The organism is Methylobacterium sp. Leaf108, assembly GCF_001423265.1.
Lineage (GTDB): Bacteria > Pseudomonadota > Alphaproteobacteria > Rhizobiales > Beijerinckiaceae > Methylobacterium.
Window position 1 is genome coordinate 34864 of record NZ_LMND01000023.1, and the last position, 22835, is coordinate 57698.

Here is a 22835-nt window from a genome sequence, read left to right on the forward strand (position 1 = left end):
CGGTCCGGCCGGTGGGAGCGCCCGTGTCCGCGGTGGCCCTCAGCCGAGGGCCGCCACCACCGCCCGGCCGCAGGCAGCGGTGTCGGCCCGGCCACCGAGATCGCCGGTGCGGGTCTCCGGGTCGGCGAGCACCCGTTCGATCGCGGCCACGATGGCGGCGGCGGCGTCCCGCTCGCCGAGGTGGTCGAGCATCATCGCCCCGGACCAGATCTGCCCGATCGGGTTGGCGATGCCCTTGCCGGCGATGTCGGGGGCCGAGCCGTGGACGGGCTCGAACAGCGACGGGAAGCGCCGCTCCGGGTTGATGTTGGCCGAGGGCGCGATCCCGATCGTGCCGGTGCAGGCGGGGCCGAGGTCCGACAGGATGTCCCCGAACAGGTTGGAGGCGACCACCACGTCGAACCGATCGGGGTTGAGCACGAACTGGGCCGTCAGGATGTCGATGTGGTACTGGTCCCAGCGCACGTCCGCATAGTCCTGCGAGACCGCCTTCACCCGCTCGTCCCAGAACGGCATGGTGATCGAGATGCCGTTCGATTTCGTCGCCGAGGTCAGGTGGCGCTTGGCCCGGCTCCTGGCCAGGTCGAAGGCGAAGCGCAGCACGCGGTCCGTGCCGAACCGCGTGAAGATCGATTCCTGCACCGCGAACTCGCGGTCCGTGCCGGGGAACATCCGCCCGCCGGCGTTGGAATACTCGCCTTCGGTATTCTCGCGCACCACCCAGAAGTCGATGTCGCCGGGCTTGCGGCCGGCCAGCGGGCACGGAACGCCGGGCATCAGGCGCACGGGACGCAGGTTGACGTATTGGTCGAACTCCCGCCGGAACAGGATCAGCGAGCCCCACAGCGAGATGTGGTCGGGCACCTGGTCGGGCATGCCGACGGCCCCGAAGTAGATCGCGTCGTGGCCGCCGATCCGCTGTTTCCAGTCCTCGGGCATCATCCGGCCGTGGGCGGCGTAGTAGTCGCAGGACGCGAAATCGAAGACGTCGAGGTCGAGGGTGAAGCCGAAGCGCTCGGCGACACGTTCCAGGACGCGGACGCCTTCGGGCATCACCTCCTTGCCGATGCCGTCTCCGGCGATGACGGCGATGCGATGGTGTCGTGCGGCCTTCGTCATGGCTGTCTCTCCCGGTGCGTTTTTCCCGGGGCGGGTCTGGATCGCACCGGTCGCGGCGTCAATCGCCGCGGCGGCTCCTCATGGCACCCGGGACCGGATGCGGTCGATGAAGGTCTCGACGGTCGGCAGGATGCCGGCGACGATGGTCTCGACCCCCTTGGTGTTGGGATGGAGCCCGTCCTCCAGGTTGAAGGTGCGGTCGCCGACGATCCCGTTCAGGAAGAACGGGTAGAGGACGAGGTCGTGGGCCTTGGCGAGATCGGGAAAGATCGCATCGAACCGCGCCGTATAGTCCGGCCCGAGGTTGCGCGAGGCGTGCATGCCGGCGAGCAGCACCGGAATGCCGCGCGCCTTCAGCCGCGTGACGATCGCCTCCAGCGCTTTTCGCGTAACCGCCGGATCAGTGCCGCGCAGCATGTCGTTGGCGCCGAGCTCGAGGATGACGCCGTCGGTCCCGTCGGGCACCGACCAGTCGACGCGGTCGAGGCCGCCGGTGGCGGTGTCGCCGGAGACGCCGGCATTGGCCACGCTGACGGCGTGGCCCTTGGCCGTCAGCGCCCGTTCCAGCACGGCCGGGAAGGCCGCGCTCGCCGGCAGCCGGTAGCCGGCGCTGAGGCTGTCGCCGAAGGCGACGAGGTTGAGCGTCCGTCCGGCCGGCGCGGCCCGGGCCGCGCCCGGCATTACGAGGGCGACCGAGAGCGTCGTGACGAGTGCGGCAAAGAGCGCCATCAGCGCGGCCCCGAGCCGGGGCGCATGGCGCCGGGCACGGGGCGGGACCATATCGCGCTCAACCGACGCGGCGGGGCCGGCGCTGGGGCTGTCATGTGACGCAGAGCACAGATCCATTCCGACACGTCCCCGATCCTCGTCGCCATCCGTCGTCGCTCGCCCCAAGATCGGTCTCCCATCGATGCCAGACAAGCCGTCGTCGGTCGCTTCCCAGACAACTCGCCAGACGATCCACCAGGTACCCCGCCCCGCCGGGCCGACCATCGCGCTGTCCGACATCGACCTCAGCCTCGGGCGCGGGGCGGCCCGGGTCCATGTCCTGCGCGGCATTTCCCTCGATGTCGCGGCGGGCGAGGCGGTGGGCCTCGTCGGCCCGTCCGGATCGGGCAAGTCGACCCTGCTCATGGTGATGGCCGGGCTCGAGCGGCCCGATGCCGGGCGGATCGTGGTCGAAGGCACCGACCTCGGCGCTTTGAGCGAGGACGATCTGGCGCGGTTTCGCGGCCGGCGTATCGGCATCGTGTTCCAGGCCTTCCACCTCGTGCCGACCATGACGGCGATCGAGAACGTGGCCCTGCCCCTCGAACTCGCCGGCAAGGACGGGGCGCACGAGCGCGCCGCGGCGGAACTGGCGGCCGTCGGTCTCGGGCACCGGCTGCACCACTATCCGGCCCAGCTCTCGGGCGGCGAGCAGCAGAGGGTGGCGATCGCGCGGGCCATCGCCCCCGATCCGGCCATCCTCGTGGCGGACGAGCCCACCGGAAACCTGGACGAGACCACCGGCCGGCAGATCGTCGACCTGCTGTTCGCATTGAAACGCGACCGTGGCGCCACCCTCGTCCTCGTCACCCACGATCCGGGGCTGGCGCGGCTGTGCGATCGCACCGTCCGGCTGCGGTCCGGCCGGGTCGAGGAGGCCATGGCCGCGTGAGTACGCATCTGCAGGGTACCCTGGCTGAGGCCGCCCCGGCGCGCCGCCCGGCCTCTCCGAGCCGCCTTCCCCTCACCCTGCGCCTGGCGCTTCGCGAATTGCGCGGCGGGCTGTCGGGCTTTGCGGTGTTCCTCGCCTGCATCGCACTGGGCGTCGCGGCGATCGCCGGGGTCGCCTCCATCGCCGGCTCGCTCACGGACGGGCTCGGCCGCGAAGGCCGGCGCATCCTGGGCGGCGACCTCACCTACAGCCTGATCAACCGCGCCGCGACGCCGGCCGAACTCGCGGCGCTGGAAGCGCAGGCGCCCGTCTCGGTGGTGACCACCCTGCGGGCCATGGCGCTGGCCGGCGACAAGGGCGCCGCCCTCGTCGAGATGAAGGCGGTGGGTGCCGATTATCCCGGTGCCGGGACCCTCGTCACCGATCCCGAACGGCCGCTGCAGGACCTCCTGGCGCAGGCCGACGGGGCCTTCGGCGTCGTCGTCGATCCGCTGCTCCTCACCCGCCTCGACCTCAAGGTCGGCGACCGCATCACCATCGCCGGGCAGCCGGTGGCGATCCGGGCGACCCTCGTGTCGGAGCCCGACAAGATCGCCAACGGCATCGGCTTCGGGCCGCGCGTGCTGATCTCGCGGGCGGGCCTCGATGCCACGGGCCTGATCCAGCCCGGCAGCCTCAACCGGTTCAGCTACCGGCTGCAGGCGCCCGAGGCGAGCGAGGCGGAGCTCGTCGACAAGGCCGCCGCCATCGCTGCGGCGGCCCCCGATGCCGGCTGGGAGATGCGCGCGCGCACCAATGCCGACCCGCGGTTCGCCAAGAGCATCGAGCGGTTCACGCAGTTCCTGACGCTGGTGGGCCTCACCGCCCTCATCGTCGGTGGGGTCGGCGTCGCCAACGCCGTCCATGCCTTCGTCGAGCGCAAGCGCGGCTCCATCGCCACCCTCAAGAGCGTCGGCGCGCCCGGCGCCCAGGTGGTGGCGCTCTACCTGACGCAGGTGATGCTGATCGCCACCCTCGGCACCCTGATCGGCCTCGTGATCGGGGCCGGCCTGCCGTTCGCCCTCGACGCCCTGTTCCGGAACGACCTGCCCCTGCCCCTCGACCCGACCCTGTCGCCGGGGGAACTCGCCCTCGCGGCGGCCTACGGCCTGCTGACGGCGCTCGCCTTCGCCATCGTCCCCCTCGGGCGGGCCCACGACGTGCCGGTGTCGGGCCTGTTCCGCGACGTGGTCGACCCGAGCGCGGCGCGGACCCGCCTGCGCTACCGCCTGATCCTCGCCGGCGCGGTGGCGGCCCTGGTCGCCCTCTCGCTGGTCACCGCCTTCGACCGGCGCGTGGCGCTGATCTTCATCGCGGCGGCCGGGCTCGCCTTCGGCCTCCTGCGGCTCGTCGCCATCGGCGTGATGGCCGGAGCCAGGCGCCTGCCGCGCCCGCGCTTCGCCGCGCCCCGGATGGCCCTGGCCAACCTCCATCGTCCCGGCGCCCTGACGCCGGCGATCGTGCTCTCGCTCGGGCTCGGGGTCACGCTCCTGGTGACCTTGAGCCTCATCGACGTCAACGTCCGGCGCACCCTCACGAACTCGCTGCCCGCGCGCGCGCCCAACCTGTTCTTCCTCGACATCCCCTCGGCCGACGCCGACGCGTTCCACGACTTTCTCGGGAAGCAGGCGTCGGGTGCCAAGATCGAGCGGGTGCCGATGATGCGCGGGCGCATCGCCGCCCTCAACGGCGTGCCCGCCGGGCAGATCAAGGCGCCGGACGATGCCGCCTGGGTCCTCGACGGCGACCGCGGCATCACCTACGCGGCAGACCTGCCGGAGGGGTCGAAGCTGGTCGCCGGTACCTGGTGGGACGCCGAGGCGGCCCGCACGCCGCTGGTCTCCTTCGACGCCGAACTCGCGCGCCGCCTCGACCTCTCTGTAGGCGACACCGTGAGCGTGAACGTGCTCGGGCGGACCCTGACCGCCACCATCGCCAACCTGCGCAAGGTCGAATGGCGCAACCTCGGCATCAACTTCGTGATGGTGTTCTCGCCCGGCACCTTCCGGGGGGCGCCCCATTCCGACCTCGCCACCCTGACCCTCGCGGGCGGGCCGGACGCCAAGGCCGAGGCGGTGATCCTGCGCGACGTCGCCCGCGCCTTCCCCTCGGTGACCAGCGTGCGGGTGAAGGACGCCCTCGACGCGGTCAACGACATCGTCGGCAAGCTCGTCCTGGCGATCCGCGGCGCCAGCGGGGTCGCGGTGGTGGCGAGCCTGTTCGTCCTGGCCGGCGCCATCGCCGCCGGTCACCGGGCCCGCCTCTACGACGCGGTGGTGCTCAAGACGCTGGGCGCCACCCGTTGGCGGCTCCTCCACGCCTATGCCCTCGAATACGGGGCGCTCGGCGCGGTCACGGCGGTGTTCGGGCTCCTGGCCGGCACGCTGGCGGGCTGGGTCATCGTGACGAAGGTGATGAAGCTCGACTTCGCCCTCGATCTGTCGGGCGCCCTGGTCGCGGCCGGCCTCGCCGTGGTGTTCGCGATCGTGCTGGGCCTGGCCGGCACCTGGCGCATCCTCGGCCAGAAGCCGGCGCCCTACCTGCGCCAGTTCTGAGGGCGTCGCGTCCGACGCTATTCCGCGGCGTCGAGCATCACCGCCTGCAGCCTCGGCGCGGCCGGGCCGTCCTTGCGGCCGGACCGCAGCGGCGCGATGTCGACCCGGTTGCGGCCTGCCTGCTTGGCCTTGTAGAGGGCCGCGTCGGCGGAACGTACGAGGTCGGTGGTCCCGCTGGCGGTGGCCGGGATCGACGAGACGCCGAACGAGGCCGAAACCGTCGCCCCGCGCTGGCCCGACAGCGCCTCGATCCGCTGGCGGATCACTTCGGCCTTGTCGGCGGCGTTCTCCAGGTCGCAATCGGGCATCAGCACGATCATCTCCTCGCCGCCGTAGCGGCAGGCGACATCGGTCTCGCGCAGGGCGCCCACGATGGCGCCGGCGGCCTCGCGCAGCACCGCGTCGCCGGTGGCGTGGCCGTGCTCGTCGTTGAGCCGCTTGAAGTGGTCGAGGTCGATCATGATCACCGCGAGCCTGCGGTTCTCGCGCTCGGCCAGGCGCACGAAGCGGTCGAGGCTGTCCTCCATGTAGCGGCGGTTGTAGAGGCCGGTGAGCGGGTCGCGCAGGGCCTGGTTGCGCAGCTTTTCCCGCAGCGACAGGTTCGAGAGGGCGAGCGACATCGCATCGGCCATGGCGAGGCCCAGCGGCGAAGCCGCGGTGACACGCGCCTCCGCCTCCGGTCCGTCGGCGAAGATCTGCAGCAGGCCGAGGATCTCGCCGCGGGCGATCATCGGGATCTCGACGAGGGTGCTGCCCGGCACGTGGTGCTCGCAGCACAGGCCGAGGCCGGCCGCGCCGTTGCGGTGCGGCTTGCCGCGCTTGAGCGCCCAGCACTGGTCGAGGCCGATCATCGCCGGCAGCGACCGCTCGGCGGGGATGTCCCAGGACGTCGAGAGGGTCAGCCGGTCGCGCGAGTTGTTGAAGACGTAGAGGGCGCCGCCGAGGCCGGGGATGAGTTCGCCCGCCGTCGCCCGCAGCACGGCGTTGGCGTCGAGGTGGTTGGCGGCGCTCTGGAGCATGTCCGTCATGTCGAACAGGCGCTTCACCTGGCGCCGCGACGAGGTCGCCTCGGCGATGGCCGCGGCGCGCCCCTGCGCCTCGCGGGCCGCCGACAGCACCGCCAGCAGCATCAGGACGCCGATCAGGACCTGGAACCCCATCACGCTGAGGGTGCCGGCCTCGATGCGGTTCTCGTAGGCCGTGAACTGCCCGTTCAGCTGGGCGAGGAAGGCGTCGGTGGCCGCGTGCAGGCCGTCGGAGGCGATCGTCGCCCGGCGCTGCGCCAGGAGGGCCTGGGCTTCGCCGCGCCGGCCCGCCTGGATCAGGTCGATCGCCTCGCGCCAGGTGGAATCGAGCCGGTCGAGGAGTACCGTGGCGCCGTCCGCGTCGCCCGCCGCCTCCAGTACCGGGGCGAGGACGGCGGCATACTCCTGTTTCCTGACCCGCAGCGTCTCCAGCGCGCGTGCCTGGAGAGAGCCGCTGCCGTCGTCGGGTCCGAAGGCGCGATGGAAGACGTGCGCCGCCGCGTCGGCCACGGCCTCCTGCGCGATCCGGACCTGGCGGCCGCCCTCGCGCAGGTCGATCAGGGTCCGGCGCTGCGTGTTGGTGAAGATGAAGCTCGCCAGCACCGCCGCGAGCATGGCCAGCACGAGCCCGCCCTGCAGGATCAGGCGGAACTGCGGCCCGAGGCTGCGCGCGGGCGGGACTGCATCGGCTCTCTCAGGCGTGAGTACAGTCTGCATCGTCGCGATGTCTCCCCGCCGAAACGATAGACCGGACGACGATGGGCCGTGAGCGGGATGTTGAGGGACGCTTAACGAAGATCCGAAATCCCCTCGCGTTTTTCTTTCAAAAGAGACAGATCTCAACGATGTCGCGTCGTCGCCGCGTGGACGGTCGGCCGAGACCGCGTTTTGCCTGGCGGGACCGGGTTTAATCCCCGATGCGGCAAATAAAAACAGGGCGGCGACGACGGGAATCCCGTCGTCGCACGTGCAATGTCCCTCTTGTGCGGGACGGCGCGACCGAACATATTTGGGATCGAGGCGCCGCAGGGTGCCAGAGGCGGTGTGCGTGAGCCTCGATTTTCGAAATCACACGCTGAGAGAGTTTCCAAAGGAATCTCCCATGGCATTCGACAACAGCCCCTTCCGCTACGGAAGCCAGCAGCAGACCGGCTACGCCGGCACCCAGGTCGACGTCGACCAGGGCCTGCGCACCTTCATGCTCGGCGTCTACAACAACATGGTCATCGGTCTCGGCATTTCGGGATTGGTGGCGCTCGGCCTCAACATGGCCGCCACGGCACAGACCACCACGGGCAAGGTCGCCCTGACCCCGTTCGGCCAGATGCTCTACACCAGCCCCTTCAAGTGGGTGCTGATGCTGGCGCCGCTGGCGTTCATCTTCTTCTTCTCGTTCCGGATGGACCGGATGTCGGCCGCCTCGGCGCGCACGATGTTCTTCGCCTTCGCGGCGGTGATGGGCGCCTCGATGTCGACGCTGCTGCTCGTGTTCACGGGTGCCAGCGTGGTGCGGGTGTTCTTCATCACGGCGGCGACGTTCGGTGGCCTGAGCCTCTACGGCTACACCACCAAGCGCAGCCTGTCGGGCATGGGCTCGTTCCTGATCATGGGCCTGATCGGCCTGATCATCGCCTCGCTGGTAAACATCTTCCTCGCCTCGAGCGCGCTGCAGTTCGCGATCTCGGTGATCGGCGTGCTGATCTTCGCCGGCCTGACCGCCTACGACACGCAGAAGCTCAAGGAGATGTTCCTCTACAGCGGCGCGGATGCCGAAGGCGCCGCCAAGCTCTCGGTGAACGGTGCCCTGACGCTCTATCTGGACTTCATCAACATGTTCCAGATGCTGCTGTCGCTGCTGGGTGACCGCCGCTAAGCGCTCCACCGATACGAAGAAGCCCCGGTGAGAACCGGGGCTTTTTTTATGCGCGGGCCGGTGCTGCGTTCGGCGTGACCCGCATGTTGGTCACACCGCCCGCAGGGGCTTGTCGAGCACCGCCAGCACGCGGGCGAGGTCGTGCCCGCGCTTCATCACGAGGCCGGTGGCGGCGACGACCGCATAGGCACCCTGGCGCCGGGCCAGCCTCGGGTCCTTCTCGACGCGGTACAGCGGCATCTCCGACGTGCGGCGGTAGATCGAGAACACCGCCTTGTCCCGGCGGAAATCGATGGCGTAGTCGCGCCATTCTCCCTCGGCGACCCGGCGCCCGTAGAGATCGAAGATGGCGCGCAGTTCCGTGCGGTCGAAGGTGACCTGGGCGACGACGGGTGGCACGGGGAAGGGAACGACGCTGCCGCTGGGGTCCGTCTGTCTCTGGTCGCCGCCCGTCCTCTCGCTCAATCCTGGCTCCTCGGTTCGCGGTCGTCGGTTCTTGGGATGATGGGCCGGCGGCCGGCGGCCCGCAAGGGTTGCCGCCGGAAACACGGACCACGATTCCGCCGTGTTGGCGCCCTTGACAAGCCTTCATGAGAAGCCATCCCTGTGACGGAACCTCGTCGGTTCCGATGGCCGGATCGTCCCCCGATCTTCTACGGTCCCCCAGCCTTTCGGGGGGTGCCCGGCCCTTCGGACCGACACTCCAGAGGTTTCGAGACCCAAGGACTTCAGGCCGCCTCTTCGGAGTGCGGCCTTTTTTTCGGATCGATGCTGCGCCCTCCGCCGGCGTTTCGGGTATGCACGAGGGACGGGAGACGGGGCGCGGGACGGGTCGTGGTGCAATTCGATGCGGGTTTCCGGGCCGCCCTGGCGGATCTCGTCGCCTGGCGCCGCGACGTGCGCCGGTTCCGCGTCGATCCGGTGCCCGAGGCCGTGCTGCGCGAGTGCCTCGCCATGGCGTCCTCCAGCCCCTCGGTGGGCAACAGCCAGCCCTGGCGCTTCGTGAGGGTCGCCGATCCCGCCCGCCGTGCGGCGGTGGCCGCGAGCTTCGAGCGCTGCAACGCGGCGGCCGCCGCGAGCTACCCCGATGCCCGGCGCGCCGCCTATGCCCGCCTCAAGCTCGCCGGCCTGCGCGAGGCGCCGGTCCATCTGGCCGTGTTCTGCGATGCCGTCACGCCCATCGGCCACGGCCTCGGGCGGGCGACCATGCCCGAGATGCTGCGCTACTCCGTGGTCTGCGCGGTGCAGACCTTCTGGCTGGCCGCCCGCGCCCACGGACTCGGCGTCGGCTGGGTCTCGATCCTCGAACCTGCCGAAGTGGCGGCCTGCCTCGACCTCCCCCCGGCCTACGAACTGGTGGCCTATCTCTGCGTCGGCTATCCGATCGAGGAGCACCTCGACCCGGAACTCATTCGCCACGGCTGGCAGGAGCGGACCGCAGACGCCGACCGCCTGATCGAGCGATGACGCCGTCGTGGTGAGCGAAGGTTTAAAGCCGAACCTCGATTTATCACGATCGTCGAGCGATGCTTTTGATCGTGATTGTCGAAACACGGGGACGGCCCCCGCCCAGTAACCGGACCGACAATCGCGAACGGCGATGGTCCCTGGACTTGCGGTGACGCTTGGACAGGGAGACGGATCGATGATCGGGCGGATGGGTGTGTGGGCGATTCTTACTGGCGCGGCGCTGATGGGATCGCCGCTGCAGGCGCGGGAGGTGGTGGCCTTCTCCGAAGGGGTGTCGCCGGGCACCGTCGTGGTGCGGACGGCCGAGCGCCGGCTCTACCTCGTCAACGGCGACGGCACCGCGATCCGCTATCCCGTCGCGGTGGGCAAGCCCGGCAAGCAATGGTCCGGGGCGACGCGCATCGACGGCAAGTACGTCGCGCCGGCCTGGTCGCCGCCCGCTGAGGTCAAGCGCGACAACCCGCGCCTGCCCGACGTGATCGCCGGCGGCTCGCCGAGCAACCCGATGGGGGCCGCCGCCATGACGCTGGCGGGGGGGCAATACGCCATCCACGGCACCAACCGGCCGAGCTCGGTCGGCACCTACGCGTCCTATGGCTGCATCCGCATGTACAACCAGGACGTGGTCGACCTGTTCGACCGGGTCGACGTCGGCACGCAGGTCTACGTCACGCGCTGAGGCCGGGCCCCGTCAGAAATCGACGGCGATGCCCTTCACCTCCCAGTCGGTGTAGCGCACCGGCTCGAGGCCGCCGCGGCCCTGCTTCTCCCGCGTCGCGGCGATGGCCTCGGCCCGGGCGTCGATGTCGGCGCGGCGCGCGGCGGCCTCCGCCAGGGCGCGCTCGGCCGCCGCCGGCAGCGGGGGCCGCGACACCGCCGTCGCTTCGCCGGCTTCGCTGGCGGGCGAATCTTTCGGCCTTTCGTCTTGCATCGACCTGAACCTGTGTGGAAGGGCGTCGGGTGAGCCCGGGCGACAGCCGGGCGTGATGCAAGCAAGGTGGCATTCATGGCGGCTCGCCGCAACGCGCCCGGTCCCGCGCCGGCGCTCGATTCCAGCGTCGCCGGCCTCGCCGCGCGCCAGGTCGCGCACGCGGCCGTGGCCGATCTCATCGGCAAGGATCGGGCCTTCGCCCTCGACGACGCCCTCGCCCAGGCCGACCGGGACGGGCGCCTCGAGCCGGCCGATGCCGGGCTGGCCCGCGCCATCGCCACGGCGACCTTCCGCCGCTTCGGTTTCCTGCGCTGCGCCCTGCACGAGCGCCTGTCGCAGGGCCTGCCCGAGGACCAGCCGCGCCTCGTGGCGCTGCTCGCCACCGGGGCGGCGCAAATCCTCGACCTCAACGTCCCCGACCACGCCGCCGTCGACCTGTCGGTGCGCCTCGCCAAGGGCGATCCCCAGCTCCAGCACCTCGCCGGCCTCGTGAACGCGGTGATGCGCCGCGTGGTGCGCGAGCGCGCGGCGATCTTTTCCGCCAGCACCGACCCCCTCGGCGACAACACCCCCGGCTGGCTCGCTACCCGCTGGCACGAGCGCTACGGACCGGAGACGGCCGCGGCCATCGCCGCCGCGCACCTGCGGGGTGCCCCCCTCGACATCACCGTCAAGGAGGATCCGCAGGCCTGGGCCGAGCGGCTCGGCGGCGTCCTCCTGGCCACCGGCAGCATCCGCCTGCACGACGTCCACGCGGCCGTCTCGGCGCTTCCCGGCTACGACGAGGGCGCCTGGTGGGTGCAGGACGCCGCCGCCGCGATACCGGCGCGCCTCCTCGGCGTGCGGCCGGGCGAGCGCGTCGCCGACCTCTGCGCCGCTCCGGGCGGCAAGACCGCCCAGCTCGCCGCCGCGGGGGCCGCCGTGACCGCCGTCGACCGGTCCGGGCCGCGCATGGAGCGCCTGTCCGAGAACCTCGCACGGCTCGGCCTCACCGCCGAGATCCGCGTCGGCGACGCCCTGGCGCTGGGTAACGACGAGACCTTCGACGCGGTCCTCCTCGATGCGCCCTGCTCGGCCACCGGCACTATCCGGCGTCACCCGGAGGTGGCCTGGACCAAGGTCGAGGCCGACATCCAGCGCCTGGCCGGATTGCAGGCGCGCCTGCTCGACCGGGCCGCCACCCTGGTCCGGCCGGGCGGGCGGCTCGTCTACTGCACCTGCTCGATCGAACCCGAGGAGGGCGAGGCACAGGTGGCGCGTTTCCTCTCCCGCAACGCCGGCTTTTCGCGGGTTCCGATCCTGGCCGACGAGATCGGCGGATTGGCCGAGGCGATCGATGGCGAGGGCGACCTGCGCACCCTGCCCGCGCAACTCGACGGAGACGCGCCGGATCGTCAGGGCGGCCTCGACGGTTTCTTCGCCGCGCGGCTGACGCGCCTCGCCTGAGTCGCCGGCCCGTGCGGCCGATCCTTATGCTTAACCGCCGGTTAAGCCCCGTGGCGCTACCGTGAGCCTGGGACCATCCTGCAGCGCCCCCTTCGGCGATGCGTCGCCGAACGAGGAGACCACGTGGGTTGGGGCGCTGATCGCTGGCGGCTATATCGGCTCATCGGGGGCGAGGCCCTGCGCATGGTGCGCGGCGCCGTGCTGCGGCTGGGCGCCCGCCCGGACGTCCTGGCCGGTGCGCGGGTGACCGGCGTGGTGATCGCCCCCCACGACCTGCGCACCAGCGACGCCACCTTCGCCGACGACATCTATGCCGGCCTGTTCGTGTTCTCGGGCCGCTCGCTCTCTGTGAGCGGACGCTCGCCCTTCGATTACGCGCCCCCCTCCCCCGAATGGGCCGATGCGCTCTACGGCTTCGGCTGGCTGCGCCATCTGCGCGCCGCCGACACCGCGCTGGCCCGCGCCAACGCCCGTGCCTTCGTCGGTGACTTCATGGCCGGACGGGGCGACGCCGCCCTGGCGCGGCCGACGGCGGTGGCAGCGCGGCGCCTCATCGCCTTCCTGTGCCAGTCGCCGCTGGTCCTCGAAGGTGCCGACCACGCCTTCTACCAGGCCTTCCTCAAGACCCTCGGCCGCTCGGCGCGCGACCTGGAGCGCGACCTGCGCCGCACCGGCCTGCCGCAGACCCGCCTCGTCGCAGCGGTGGCCCTGAGCTACGCCGGCCTGTGCTGCGAGGGCATCCAGCCGATCCTGCGCCGCGCGACCCGTGTGCTCAGTCGCGAACTCGACCGCCAGATCATGCCCGACGGCGGGCACCGCAGCCGCGACCCGCGCTTCGCGATGGAACTGCTCCTCGACCTGCTGCCCCTGCGCCAGAGCTTCCTCAGCCGCGGCGTCGATCCGCCCGACGCGCTGCTGCGGGCCATCGACCGGATGCTGCCGCTGCTGCGGCTCCTGCGCCACGGCGATGCCTCGCTCAGCCATTTCAACGGCATGGGGGCCACGGCGGCCGACCACCTGGCCACCCTGCTCGTCTACGATGGCGCTCTGGCCCAGCCGATGATGCACGCGCCCCATTCCGGCTACGAGCGGCTGGAGGCCGGCCGCGTGGTGGTGGTGGCCGATGTCGGCGCACCGCCGCCGATGCTCGCCTCGGCGCGCGCCGGGGCCGGCTGCCTCTCCTTCGAGATGTCGAGCGGCCCCCAGCGCATCGTCGTCAACTGCGGTCTGCCGGCCAGCGGCCCGGAACTGCGCCGCCTCGCGCGCAGCACCGCCGCGCATTCCACCGCCAGCGTCGCCGACACCTCCTCCTGCCGCTTCCTCGCCGGCGGCGCCTGGTGGGGCGAGGCCCGGGCGATCGACTGGCTCTCGAACCGGATCGGATCGGTGGTTCTGTCGGGCCCCCGCGAGGTCCGGGCCGAACGCACGCGCGACGGGCAGGCCCATGTGCTCGCCGCCCGCCACGACGGTTATGCGGCCGGCTTCGGGCTGATCCACGAGCGCCGCTGGCGGCTGCCGGCGGATGGACGCGCCCTCGAGGGCGAGGATTCCTTCGTGCGCGAGGGCAAGAGCAAGGACAAGGGCCGCCTGCGCACCCACGAGGTCGCGATCCGCTTCCACCTCCATCCGGGCATCGCGGTGCGGGGTCGGGCCGGCGACGGCCTCGAACTCGCGACCCCGCAGGGCGAGGTCTGGCACTTCGAGGCCGAATCGGACGAGGACGCCCTCGACGTCGCGATCGAGGAGAGCGTCTACTTCGCCGGCCTCACCGGCGCGCGGCGCACCGACCAGATCGTAATCTACGTCACGGTGGCCGCCGCGGCGCGGCTGCGCTGGCGCTTCGCCATGGTCGACGTGAGGCCGGCGTAAGATCGGGCCTCCCTGGCCCGGCCGGCCGGTTTCGTGCTACCCGCCGCAGCCCGACCCTTGTAAAAACGAGTTGCCGATGCCGTCCGATGCCGTGCGCATCACCCGCGCCCTCCTGTCCGTCTCCGACAAGACCGGCCTCGTGGAGTTCGCCCGCGCGCTGGCCGGGCACGGCGTCGCGCTGCTCTCCACCGGCGGCACCCACCGCGCCTTGCGCGAGGCGGGGCTGGCGGTGATCGAGGTCTCCGACGTCACCGGCTTTCCCGAGATGATGGACGGGCGCGTCAAGACCCTGCACCCGGCCATCCACGGCGGGCTGCTGGCGGTGCGCGCCAACCCCGAGCACCAGGCGGCCATGGCCGCCCACGGCATCGGGCCGATCGACCTCCTCGTGGTCAACCTCTATCCGTTCGAGGCGACGATCGCGCAGGATTGCACCGACGCCGAGGCGATCGAGAACATCGACGTCGGCGGCCCTGCGATGATCCGGGGCGCGGCCAAGAACCATGCCGACGTGGCGGTGGTGACGGATGTCGCCGATTATCCCGCCCTCCTCGCCGAGCTGGACGGCCGAGAAGGGACGCTGAGCAGCGTCACCCGGCGGCGCCTCGCGGCCAAGGCGTTCGCGCGCACGGCGGCCTACGACGCGGCCATCGCCAACTGGCTGGCGGCCCGCGCCGGCGAGCCGGAGACGGCGCCGTTCCGGGCCTTCGGGGGCACCCTGGCGCAGGGGCTGCGCTACGGCGAGAACCCGCACCAGGCCGCCGCCTTCTACCGCTCGCCGGGCAAGGCGCGGGCCGGCGTCGCGACGGTGCGCCAGCTCCAGGGCAAGGAACTGTCCTACAACAACCTCAACGACACCGACGCGGCCTACGAATGCGTCGCGGAGTTCGATCCCTCCTCCGCGGCCGCGGTGGCGATCATCAAGCACGCCAACCCCTGTGGCGTCGCCACCGGCACCACCTTGGCCGAGGCCTACGAGCGGGCGCTCGCCTGCGATCCCTCCTCCGCCTTCGGCGGCATCGTCGCCCTCAACCGGACGCTGGACGCCGACTCGGCGCGGCGGATCGTCGAGATCTTCACCGAGGTCATCATCGCGCCGGACGCCACGCCGGAGGCCGTCGCCATCGTGGCCGCCAAGAAGAACCTGCGCCTGCTCCTGGCCGGTTCGCTGCCCGATCCGCGTGGCGCCGGCGAGACCGTGCGCACGCTCTCGGGCGGGCTGCTGGTACAGGGACGCGACAACGCCGTCGTCGACGACATGGCCCTGCGGGTCGTGACCAAGCGCGCGCCCACCGAGCGGGAGCTCGCCGACCTGCTGTTCGCCTTCCGGGTCGCCAAGCACGTGAAATCGAACGCCATCGTCTACGCCCGCGACGGCGCCACCGTCGGCATCGGCGCCGGACAGATGTCGCGGGTCGATTCCTCGCGCATCGCCGCCTGGAAGGCGGCCGAGGCGGCCGCACGGGGCGGTGCCACCGAGAGTCTGGCCAAGGGCGCGGTCGTGGCCTCGGACGCCTTCTTCCCCTTCGCCGACGGCCTGATCGCGGCGGCGGAGGCCGGCGCCACCGCGGTGATCCAGCCCGGCGGCTCGATGCGCGACGACGAGGTGGTGCGGGCCGCCGACGAGGCGGGCCTCGCCATGGTCTTCACCGGGCACCGCCACTTCCGGCACTGAGGGCATACGGGCGTCGCCGGTGGCCTCGCCCGCCGATCGGACTGCCGCTACGGTCGACGCACCATCACCGGAGCGTCCACCCACCATGACCGAGTCGTCCGCCTATCACACCCGGAGTGCGCGCTACGCCGTCGGGGAGGCGCTCGCCAGGGCGACGCCCCATGCCGAACATGCCGCCTGGCAGCCCAGGCCCGATCGGGCGCCCCTGGCGATCCTCGCCGAGAGCGACGCCGAGCGGCTGCCGGACCTGGTGCCGCGCCGCTACAAGCGGATGGCCGAGAGCCCCTTCACCTTCCTGCGCGGGGCGGCGGCCGTCATGGCCCGGGACCTCGTCGGCGCGGCCATGGCCGGCGTGCCGGTCCAGGCCTGCGGCGATTGCCACGTCGGCAACTTCGGGCTGTTCGTGAGCCCCGAGGGCCGGGTGCTGTTCGACATCAACGATTTCGACGAGACTCTTCCCGGCATCGACTTCACCGTCGACCTCAAGCGCCTCGCCACCAGCATCGTGGTGGAGACCCGGGCCGATGCCCATGCCGATGCGGACACCGCCCGTGCGGCGGCGCAGGCGGCGCTGCGGGCCTATCGCGAGCACATCCACCATCTGGCTGCGCTGGAGCCGCTCGCCTGCTGGCGCAGCAACATCGACCTCGATCACGAGGTGGCGCACATCGACGACGACGGATCGCGCGACGAAGCCGAGCGCGGTCTCGATGCCGGCCTGCACCAGGAGACCGTCAAGGCCGACATCCCCGAACTCGACCCCGCCACCCAGGACGGCGCGCCGGCGACCTGGCGCATCGCGGACAAGGGCAAGAAGGTGTTCCACGTCGCGCCCAACGGCGACCGCGAGCCGGTGGAGGATGCGCGCGCGGCCCTGATCGCCTATCCGGCCGGCCTCGCGCCGGAGCGGCGCGGCCTCGTCGAGCGGTACGCCCTGCGCGACGTCGCCTTCAAGGTGGTGGGCATCGGCTCGGTCGGCCGCGTTTGCGCGGTGGGGCTCTACACCGATGCCGACGGTGCGCCGCTCTTTCTCCAGGTCAAGGAAGCCCGGCAGTCGGTGCTGACGCCCCTCGTCCTGGCCAGCGCCCGTGCGGCGGCGACGGAGGGCTTGCGCGTGGTCGAGGGCCAGCGGGTGATGCAGGCGGCGAGCGACATCTTTCTCGGCGCGGCGCAATCCCCGACGAGCGGCCGCTCCTATTACGTGCGCCAGCTCAAGAACAAGAAGCTGTCGGACGTGGCCGACCTGATGTCGCGGACCGAGCCGAGGCGCTACGCCGCCCTGTGCGGGCGGACCCTGGCCCGCGCCCACGCCCGCTCGGGCGAAGCCTCGACCATCGCCGGATACATGGGCGAATCCGACGGCCTCGACGAGGCGATCGCGCGGTTCGCGATGACCTACGCGGATGAGACCACCGCGGACCACGCGGCGCTGCTCGCCGCGAGGGGGTGATACGGTTCCCGCTCGAATCAAGCGGGAACGGTCTCACCGAGCCCGCGCGGCGCTCGAGAGAAGCCGACATCCGCTTTGCGAAGCCATCGAACGGATGTCGTATGACCCCGAGCTTCGGGCGGTGCCCCTGCGATCCGGCGCAGGCCGGCCCGCCCCAAAAGAAAAAAGGCCCCGTCGCGAGACGGGGCCTTTTCTCATGTCGCGGTGCGGTTCACCTCAGCGCGTGGGCGCCTCGTCGTAGGTGAAGATATCGCGGTCCTTGGTCTCCGGGATGAAGAGGGCACCGATGACCGCGGTCGCGAGGGCGATGACGATCGGGTACCAGAGCCCGAAGTAGATGTCGCCGGTCTGGGCCACCATGGCGAAGGCGGTGGCCGGCAGCAGGCCGCCGAACCAGCCGTTGCCGATGTGGTAGGGCAGCGACATCGAGGTGTAGCGGATACGCGTCGGGAACAGCTCCACCAGCGCCGCCGCGATCGGGCCGTAGACCATCGTCACGTAGAGGACGAGGATCGTCAGGATGCCGATGATGGTCAGCTTCTGGACCGTGAAGATGTCGATCATCTTGGCGAAGTTCGACAGGCCGTCCTTCGGGTCGATGGCGATCTTCACGATGCTCGGGTTGGTGGCCGTCGGGTAGCCGGCGGCGGTCAGCGCTGCACCCACGTCCTTGGCGAAGGCCGGATCGGCGGCGGCGAACTCCTTGCCGGCGACGGTCACGGTGGCCTTGGTGCCGGCGGCGACCGGCTCGGTGGTGTAGTTCACCGCGGAGCGGGCGAGCAGCGCCTTGGCGATGTCGCACGAGTTGGTGAACTTGGCCGTTCCCACCGGATTGAACTGGAAGGAGCAATCCGCCGGGTCGGCCTTGACCACCACCTGCGTGTTCTGCTGGGCCGCGTGCAGGGCCGGGTTGGCCGCAGCGGTCAGCGCCTTGAACAGCGGGAAGAAGGTCAGGGCCGCGATCACGCAACCGCCGAGGATGATCGGCTTGCGGCCGATCTTGTCGGAGAGCGAGCCGAAGAACAGGAACCCGCCGGTGCCGAGGATGAGCGACCAGGCGATGAGCACGTTGGCCGTGAACTGGTCGACCTTCAGGATCGTCTGGAGGAAGAACAGCGCGTAGAACTGGCCGGTGTACCAGACCACTGCCTGGCCGGCGGTGAGGCCGAGGAGCGCGAGCAGCGCCCACTTGGCGTTGCGCCATTGGCCGAAGGCCTCCGAGAGCGGCGCCTTCGAGCCGGTGCCCTCTTCCTTCATCTTCTTGAAGGCCGGGCTCTCCTGCATCTGCAGGCGGATCCAGACCGAGATGCCGAGCAGCACGATCGAGACCAGGAACGGAATGCGCCAGCCCCAGGCGGCGAACGGCGTGATCGTGCCGGCGGTGCCATCGGCCAGGGTGGTGGCCACGGGGACGTAGTTGGCGTTCACGTAGATCTGGGTGAACAGGATCACCATCAGCGACAGCAGCAGCCCGAGGGTCGCCGTGGTCTGGATGAAGGCGGTGTAGAAGCCGCGACGGCCGCGGGGGGCGTGCTCGGCCACGTAGACGGCGGCGCCGCCGTATTCACCACCGAGCGCCAGACCCTGGAGCATGCGCAGGGCGAGGAGCGCCACGGGGGCGACCCAGCCGATGCCGTACTCGTTCATGGTGGCGTAGGAGGGCAGCAGGCCGACGACGAAGGTCGAGATGCCCATGATCAGGATGGTGACGAGGAAGGTGTACTTGCGGCCGACGAGGTCGCCGAGCCGGCCGAACACCAGGGCGCCGAAGGGGCGCACGAGGAAGCCCGCGGCGAAGGCGAGCAGCGCGAAGACGTTGCGGGTGGCTTCCGGATAGGCCGAGAAGAACTGCGCGCCGATGATCGCGGCGAGCGAACCGTAGAGATAGAAGTCGTACCATTCGAAGACGGTCCCCAGCGACGAGGCCAGGATGACCTTCTTCTCTCCGGCGCTCATCGGTCGCGCCGCCTCCTCCGTCACCGGTGTCGCACTTGCAACAGCCATGGCCCCGTCCCTCCCAAGATCTTTTGTTTTGATTGTCGCGATGCGCCGGACCCGGCGCGGTTCAGATTAGGCGTCGATCGCCGCCGCGTCTGTGTCGACGGGATGCGGCGGGACCCGCATTTCCGCCACGCGGCGATACCGATACGGCCAAGTTACCGCAAGGTTTGACCGGGCCCAACAGTGAAAAGGAAATTTACCATCGACGCAAAGCATTTTGTAACAGCTTTGCGCGAACGCGGCTGCCGGAGAGGGTCGCAAGTGCCCGGCAGCCGCGCTCTCGGAGTCTATTGGGCCCGGTTCTGACGGTTCTCGATCAGGTCGTCGACCACGGCCGGTTCGGCGAGGGTCGAGGTGTCGCCGAGCGCCGAGAACTCGTCTTCGGCGATCTTGCGCAGGATCCGGCGCATGATCTTGCCCGAGCGGGTCTTGGGAAGTCCCGGCGCGAACTGGATCAGGTCCGGCGACGCGATCGGCCCAATGTCCTTGCGGACCCAGGTCACGAGTTCCTTGCGGAGCGCGTCCGACCCCTCCTCGCCCTCCATGAGGGTGACGTAGGCGTAGATGCCCTGGCCCTTGAGGCTGTGGGGGTAGCCCACCACCGCCGCCTCCGAGACCTTGGGGTGCGCCACCAGGGACGATTCGACCTCGGCCGTACCCATGCGATGGCCCGACACGTTGATGACGTCGTCGACGCGGCCGGTGATCCAGTAATAGCCGTCGGCGTCGCGCCGGCAGCCGTCGCCGGTGAAATAGAGGTTGGGATAGGTCGAGAAGTAGGTCTGCTCGAAGCGCTCGTGGTCGCCGTAGACCGTGCGCATCTGGCCCGGCCAGCTGTCCGCGATGCAGAGGTTGCCCTCGCAGGGGCCGTCGAGGGCCTTGCCCTCGGCATCCACGATCAGCGGCTGCACCCCGAAGAACGGCCGCGTCGCTGAGCCGGGCTTGAGCTTGGTGGCACCGGGCAGCGGCGTGATCAGGATGCCGCCGGTCTCGGTCTGCCACCAGGTGTCGACGATGGGGCAGCGCGAGTCGCCGACCACCCGGTAGTACCAGTCCCACGCCTCCGGGTTGATCGGTTCGCCCACCGAGCCGAGCACGCGCAGGCTCGCCCGCGAGGTCTTCTTCACGGGGCCCTCGCCGCCGCCCATGAGCGAGCGGATCGCGGTGGGGGCGGTGTAGAAGATGTTGACCTTGTGCTTGTCGACCACGTCCCAGAAGCGGGAGTTGGTGGGATAGGTGGGGATGCCCTCGAACATCAGCGTGGTCGCGCCGTTGGCGAGCGGCCCGTAGACAATATAGCTGTGACCGGTGACCCAGCCGACGTCGGCGGTACACCAGTAGACTTCGCCCTCGCGGTAATCGAAGACGTATTCGTGCGTCATCGCGGCGTAGACGAGGTAGCCGCCGGTGGTGTGGACCACGCCCTTGGGCTGGCCGGTGGAACCCGAGGTGTAGAGGATGAAGAGCGGATGCTCGGCCTCCACGGGCTCGGCCGGGCAATCGTCGGTGACCTGGGCGGCGGCCTCGTCGTAATAGACGTCGCGGCCCGGCTCCATCGGCACGGAGGTGCCGGTGCGGCGCACCACCACGACGTGGTCGACGGCATCGGGCCCGAGCCGGGCCAGCGCCGCATCGACGTTGGTCTTGAGCGGGACCTTGCGGCCGCCGCGCAGGCCCTCGTCGGCGGTGATGACGAGCTTGGAGGCACAGCCCTCGATGCGGCCGGCCAGCGAATCGGGCGAGAACCCGCCGAACACGATGGAATGGATGGCGCCGAGCCGGGCGCAGGCCAGCATCGCGTAGGCCGCCTCGGGGATCATCGGCAGGTAGAGGGTGACCCGGTCGCCCTTGGAGACGCCGCGATTGCGCAGCACGTTGGCCATCCGGCAGACCTCCGCGTGGAGCTCCCGGTAGGTGATGTGCTTGGATTCGTTCGGGTCGTCGCCTTCCCAGATGATCGCCACCTGGTCGCCGCGGCTCTTGAGATGGCGGTCGATGCAATTGACGGCGACGTTGGTGCGGCCGTCCTCGAACCATTTGATCGAGACGTTGCCGGGAGCGAAGCTCGTGGCCTTGACGCGCGAATAGGGCGTCGACCAGTCGATGCGCTTGCCGTGCTCGGCCCAGAACGCTTCCGGGTCCCTCACCGACGCCTCGTACATCGCCAGATATCCGGCGTTGTCGACACGGGCGCCGTCGCTCCATGCCGGGCTGACGTCCACGACCTTCTCGTCCATCGCGCGTTTCCCTGTTCCCGGTGCCCGATCGTATCGCGACAACGCGCGCAGCCGGTGCTTCCAGTGCCGTTCTTAGGCGTGCGCACAGGGCGGCGGCAAGGGCAAAAACGTCAATCGGGACAAGTGCTGAGCCACCCTCCCTCCCGGAGTGCCGGTCACGATCGCGGCGGCGGCGTCAGCTGCGATCGGCGCAGGGCTCGGTCCGGGCCGGCCAGTCGGGATGGGCGGCGCGGAAGGCGATGACGAGGGTGTCGAGGCGGGCATCGACGAGGGCGCGCTCCTGCGCGATCGGCGCCACCGAAGGCGCCCATTTCGCCCCGTCCCAGGTCTGCAGCGACAGGGCGGGACGGCCGCCGTGGTCGCGGCAATCGAAGCTCACCGCACGGGCGAAGCCCGCGAGCCCGAGCTCCTTCCAGCGAATGCCATCGATGGACAGGGTCTCGAACCCCCGCCTGATCCCGTCGCCCGTGAGGCCGCCCTGTGTTCGCCCATGCCCCCGGATCGCCTCGGCGAGGAGGACCGCGCCGTAGACGCCGCGGTTGTAGAGAGGTTCGCCGGAACCGTCTTTTGGCGTGCGCGAGAGGCCGCGGTCGATGACGTGCACGTCGATCTCGTCGAAGGCCGGGAAGTGGTCGCCGAAGGCGTGGCGGCTGACCTCGCGGAACCCGCGCGCGCCCGTGCCGAGCCGGTGCAGCACGGTGTCGTCGGGCCAGTGCAGGGCCACCAGCCTGTCCGGCGGCATGCCCGCCGCCAGGGCGTCCTCGACGGCCGTGTCCGCCTTCGGGCCGCGCCCGAGCAGGACCAGATAGTCCGGGCGCTGCGGTCCCAGGTCGCGCAGGCCGCCGGCCTCGCCGGACAGTGCGTAGAACCTCGGCGTGAAGCCGAGCCGGGCGGCGAGGTCGCGCATCACGTCGAGGGAGGCGGGATCCGCCGTCTCGGCGTCGTGGACCAGCCCGATCGAGAGGCCCGTCAGGTCGGCTTCGCGCCCTGTGAGATCGGCGATGGCACGAACGGCGACGGTGATGCCGCCCAGGGTCGCGTCCGACGGGTTGAACAGCCAGGGCATCACGTCGCCGCGGGTGGCCACGGCGAACCCGTCCGCCAGGGACAGCATCGGAACGCGGGCTCGCCCGGCGACGGCGGCCAGCGCCCGCGTTGTCGCCCGTTCGGTGGCCAGCACCACGACGGCGCCGGCCGCCACGGCCTGTCCGTGGCAGGCGGCGGCCTTCGCCTCATCGGCACCGACCTCGCATTCGAGGATCGTGAGGGGGCGGCCCGCGACGCCGCCGTCGCGCCGGTCGAGCATCGTGAGGTAGTCGCGCGCACCGTTGGCGATGCGGGTGCCGCTCGCGGCCGCCGGCCCGGTGCGGTCGGTCAGCAGCGCCACCACCAGCGGCTCGCCCAAGGCGGTCGTGGCCGCCAGCATCGCGGCGATGCCGGCGATCCATCCCGCAGATCTGGCCATGCCGCTCGCTCCCCGCCCCG

Annotated in this window: 17 protein-coding genes; 9 read left to right on the forward strand and 8 right to left on the reverse strand. The window is 70.8% G+C overall.

Going from position 1 to position 22835, the window contains the following annotated elements; all coding sequences use genetic code 11:
* Nucleotides 1–39: 39 nt before the first annotated feature.
* The gene (locus ASF39_RS11360) at nucleotides 40–1119 is read right to left on the reverse strand and encodes a tartrate dehydrogenase (protein ID WP_056283937.1); all 1080 of its coding nucleotides are present in this window, start codon (nucleotides 1117–1119) and stop codon (nucleotides 40–42) included.
* Nucleotides 1120–1197: 78 nt separating this feature from the next.
* Complete coding sequence (locus tag ASF39_RS11365; RefSeq protein ID WP_055886348.1) at nucleotides 1198–1848, reverse strand: arylesterase; 651 nt, start codon at nucleotides 1846–1848, stop codon at nucleotides 1198–1200.
* A gap of 181 nt (nucleotides 1849–2029) precedes the next feature.
* Here ASF39_RS11365 and ASF39_RS11370 point away from each other — a divergent pair, with 181 nt between their 5' ends.
* Both ASF39_RS11370 and ASF39_RS11375 read left to right on the forward strand, forming a co-directional pair.
* Nucleotides 2030–2779, forward strand: a complete 750-nt coding sequence (locus ASF39_RS11370) for an ABC transporter ATP-binding protein (RefSeq protein ID WP_244472375.1) — start codon at nucleotides 2030–2032, stop codon at nucleotides 2777–2779.
* An 8-nt stretch (nucleotides 2780–2787) separates the two neighbouring features.
* A complete protein-coding gene (locus ASF39_RS11375) occupies nucleotides 2788–5373 on the forward strand; it encodes an FtsX-like permease family protein (protein WP_056284418.1) in 2586 nt (861 codons plus the stop codon).
* A gap of 17 nt (nucleotides 5374–5390) precedes the next feature.
* Here ASF39_RS11375 and ASF39_RS11380 read toward each other — a convergent pair whose 3' ends face one another.
* On the reverse strand, nucleotides 5391–7115 hold the full coding sequence (locus ASF39_RS11380; protein WP_056283940.1) for a GGDEF domain-containing protein: 1725 nt from the start codon (nucleotides 7113–7115) through the stop codon (nucleotides 5391–5393).
* A gap of 385 nt (nucleotides 7116–7500) precedes the next feature.
* On the opposite strand from ASF39_RS11380, the gene ASF39_RS11385 reads away from it, so the two are divergent.
* Entirely contained in the window at nucleotides 7501–8271 is a 771-nt protein-coding gene (locus ASF39_RS11385; RefSeq protein WP_055885430.1) for a Bax inhibitor-1/YccA family protein, read from the forward strand.
* 90 nt (nucleotides 8272–8361) lie between these two features.
* On the opposite strand, the gene ASF39_RS11390 is transcribed toward ASF39_RS11385, so the two are convergent.
* Entirely contained in the window at nucleotides 8362–8736 is a 375-nt protein-coding gene (locus tag ASF39_RS11390; RefSeq protein ID WP_055885433.1) for a DUF2794 domain-containing protein, read from the reverse strand.
* Nucleotides 8737–9108: 372 nt separating this feature from the next.
* Between ASF39_RS11390 and bluB the strand changes: the two genes are divergently transcribed.
* Together bluB and ASF39_RS11400 are read left to right on the forward strand one after the other, a co-directional pair.
* Nucleotides 9109–9738: a 5,6-dimethylbenzimidazole synthase gene (gene bluB / locus ASF39_RS11395; protein ID WP_244472376.1), complete on the forward strand. Its 630-nt coding sequence runs from the start codon at nucleotides 9109–9111 to the stop codon at nucleotides 9736–9738.
* 190 nt (nucleotides 9739–9928) lie between these two features.
* Nucleotides 9929–10420 carry a L,D-transpeptidase gene (locus tag ASF39_RS11400; RefSeq protein ID WP_244472377.1) on the forward strand — a complete coding sequence of 164 codons (492 nt, stop codon included), beginning with the start codon at nucleotides 9929–9931 and terminating at the stop codon, nucleotides 10418–10420.
* 12 nt (nucleotides 10421–10432) lie between these two features.
* Here ASF39_RS11400 and ASF39_RS11405 read toward each other — a convergent pair whose 3' ends face one another.
* Entirely contained in the window at nucleotides 10433–10672 is a 240-nt protein-coding gene (locus ASF39_RS11405) for a DUF1674 domain-containing protein (protein ID WP_082494521.1), read from the reverse strand.
* Nucleotides 10673–10747: 75 nt separating this feature from the next.
* Here ASF39_RS11405 and ASF39_RS11410 point away from each other — a divergent pair, with 75 nt between their 5' ends.
* The 4 genes from ASF39_RS11410 to ASF39_RS11425 all read left to right on the forward strand — a co-directional run bounded on the left by ASF39_RS11410 (nucleotide 10748) and on the right by ASF39_RS11425 (nucleotide 17112).
* Nucleotides 10748–12118 carry an RsmB/NOP family class I SAM-dependent RNA methyltransferase gene (locus ASF39_RS11410; protein ID WP_056283948.1) on the forward strand — a complete coding sequence of 457 codons (1371 nt, stop codon included), beginning with the start codon at nucleotides 10748–10750 and terminating at the stop codon, nucleotides 12116–12118.
* Between the two features lie 123 nt (nucleotides 12119–12241).
* Nucleotides 12242–13987, forward strand: coding sequence for a heparinase II/III family protein (locus ASF39_RS11415; RefSeq protein ID WP_055885444.1), 1746 nt, complete (start codon nucleotides 12242–12244; stop codon nucleotides 13985–13987).
* A 76-nt stretch (nucleotides 13988–14063) separates the two neighbouring features.
* Complete coding sequence (purH, locus tag ASF39_RS11420) at nucleotides 14064–15662, forward strand: bifunctional phosphoribosylaminoimidazolecarboxamide formyltransferase/IMP cyclohydrolase (RefSeq protein WP_056283951.1); 1599 nt, start codon at nucleotides 14064–14066, stop codon at nucleotides 15660–15662.
* An 85-nt stretch (nucleotides 15663–15747) separates the two neighbouring features.
* Entirely contained in the window at nucleotides 15748–17112 is a 1365-nt protein-coding gene (locus ASF39_RS11425) for a DUF2252 domain-containing protein (protein ID WP_056283955.1), read from the forward strand.
* A gap of 216 nt (nucleotides 17113–17328) precedes the next feature.
* On the opposite strand, the gene ASF39_RS11430 is transcribed toward ASF39_RS11425, so the two are convergent.
* From ASF39_RS11430 to ASF39_RS11440, 3 genes are all read right to left on the reverse strand, one after another.
* Complete coding sequence (locus tag ASF39_RS11430) at nucleotides 17329–19116, reverse strand: MFS transporter (protein ID WP_056283959.1); 1788 nt, start codon at nucleotides 19114–19116, stop codon at nucleotides 17329–17331.
* A 284-nt stretch (nucleotides 19117–19400) separates the two neighbouring features.
* Nucleotides 19401–21350: an acetate--CoA ligase gene (gene acs / locus ASF39_RS11435; RefSeq protein WP_056283963.1), complete on the reverse strand. Its 1950-nt coding sequence runs from the start codon at nucleotides 21348–21350 to the stop codon at nucleotides 19401–19403.
* Between the two features lie 175 nt (nucleotides 21351–21525).
* Complete coding sequence (locus ASF39_RS11440) at nucleotides 21526–22815, reverse strand: ABC transporter substrate-binding protein (RefSeq protein ID WP_244472378.1); 1290 nt, start codon at nucleotides 22813–22815, stop codon at nucleotides 21526–21528.
* Nucleotides 22816–22835 lie beyond the last annotated feature (20 nt).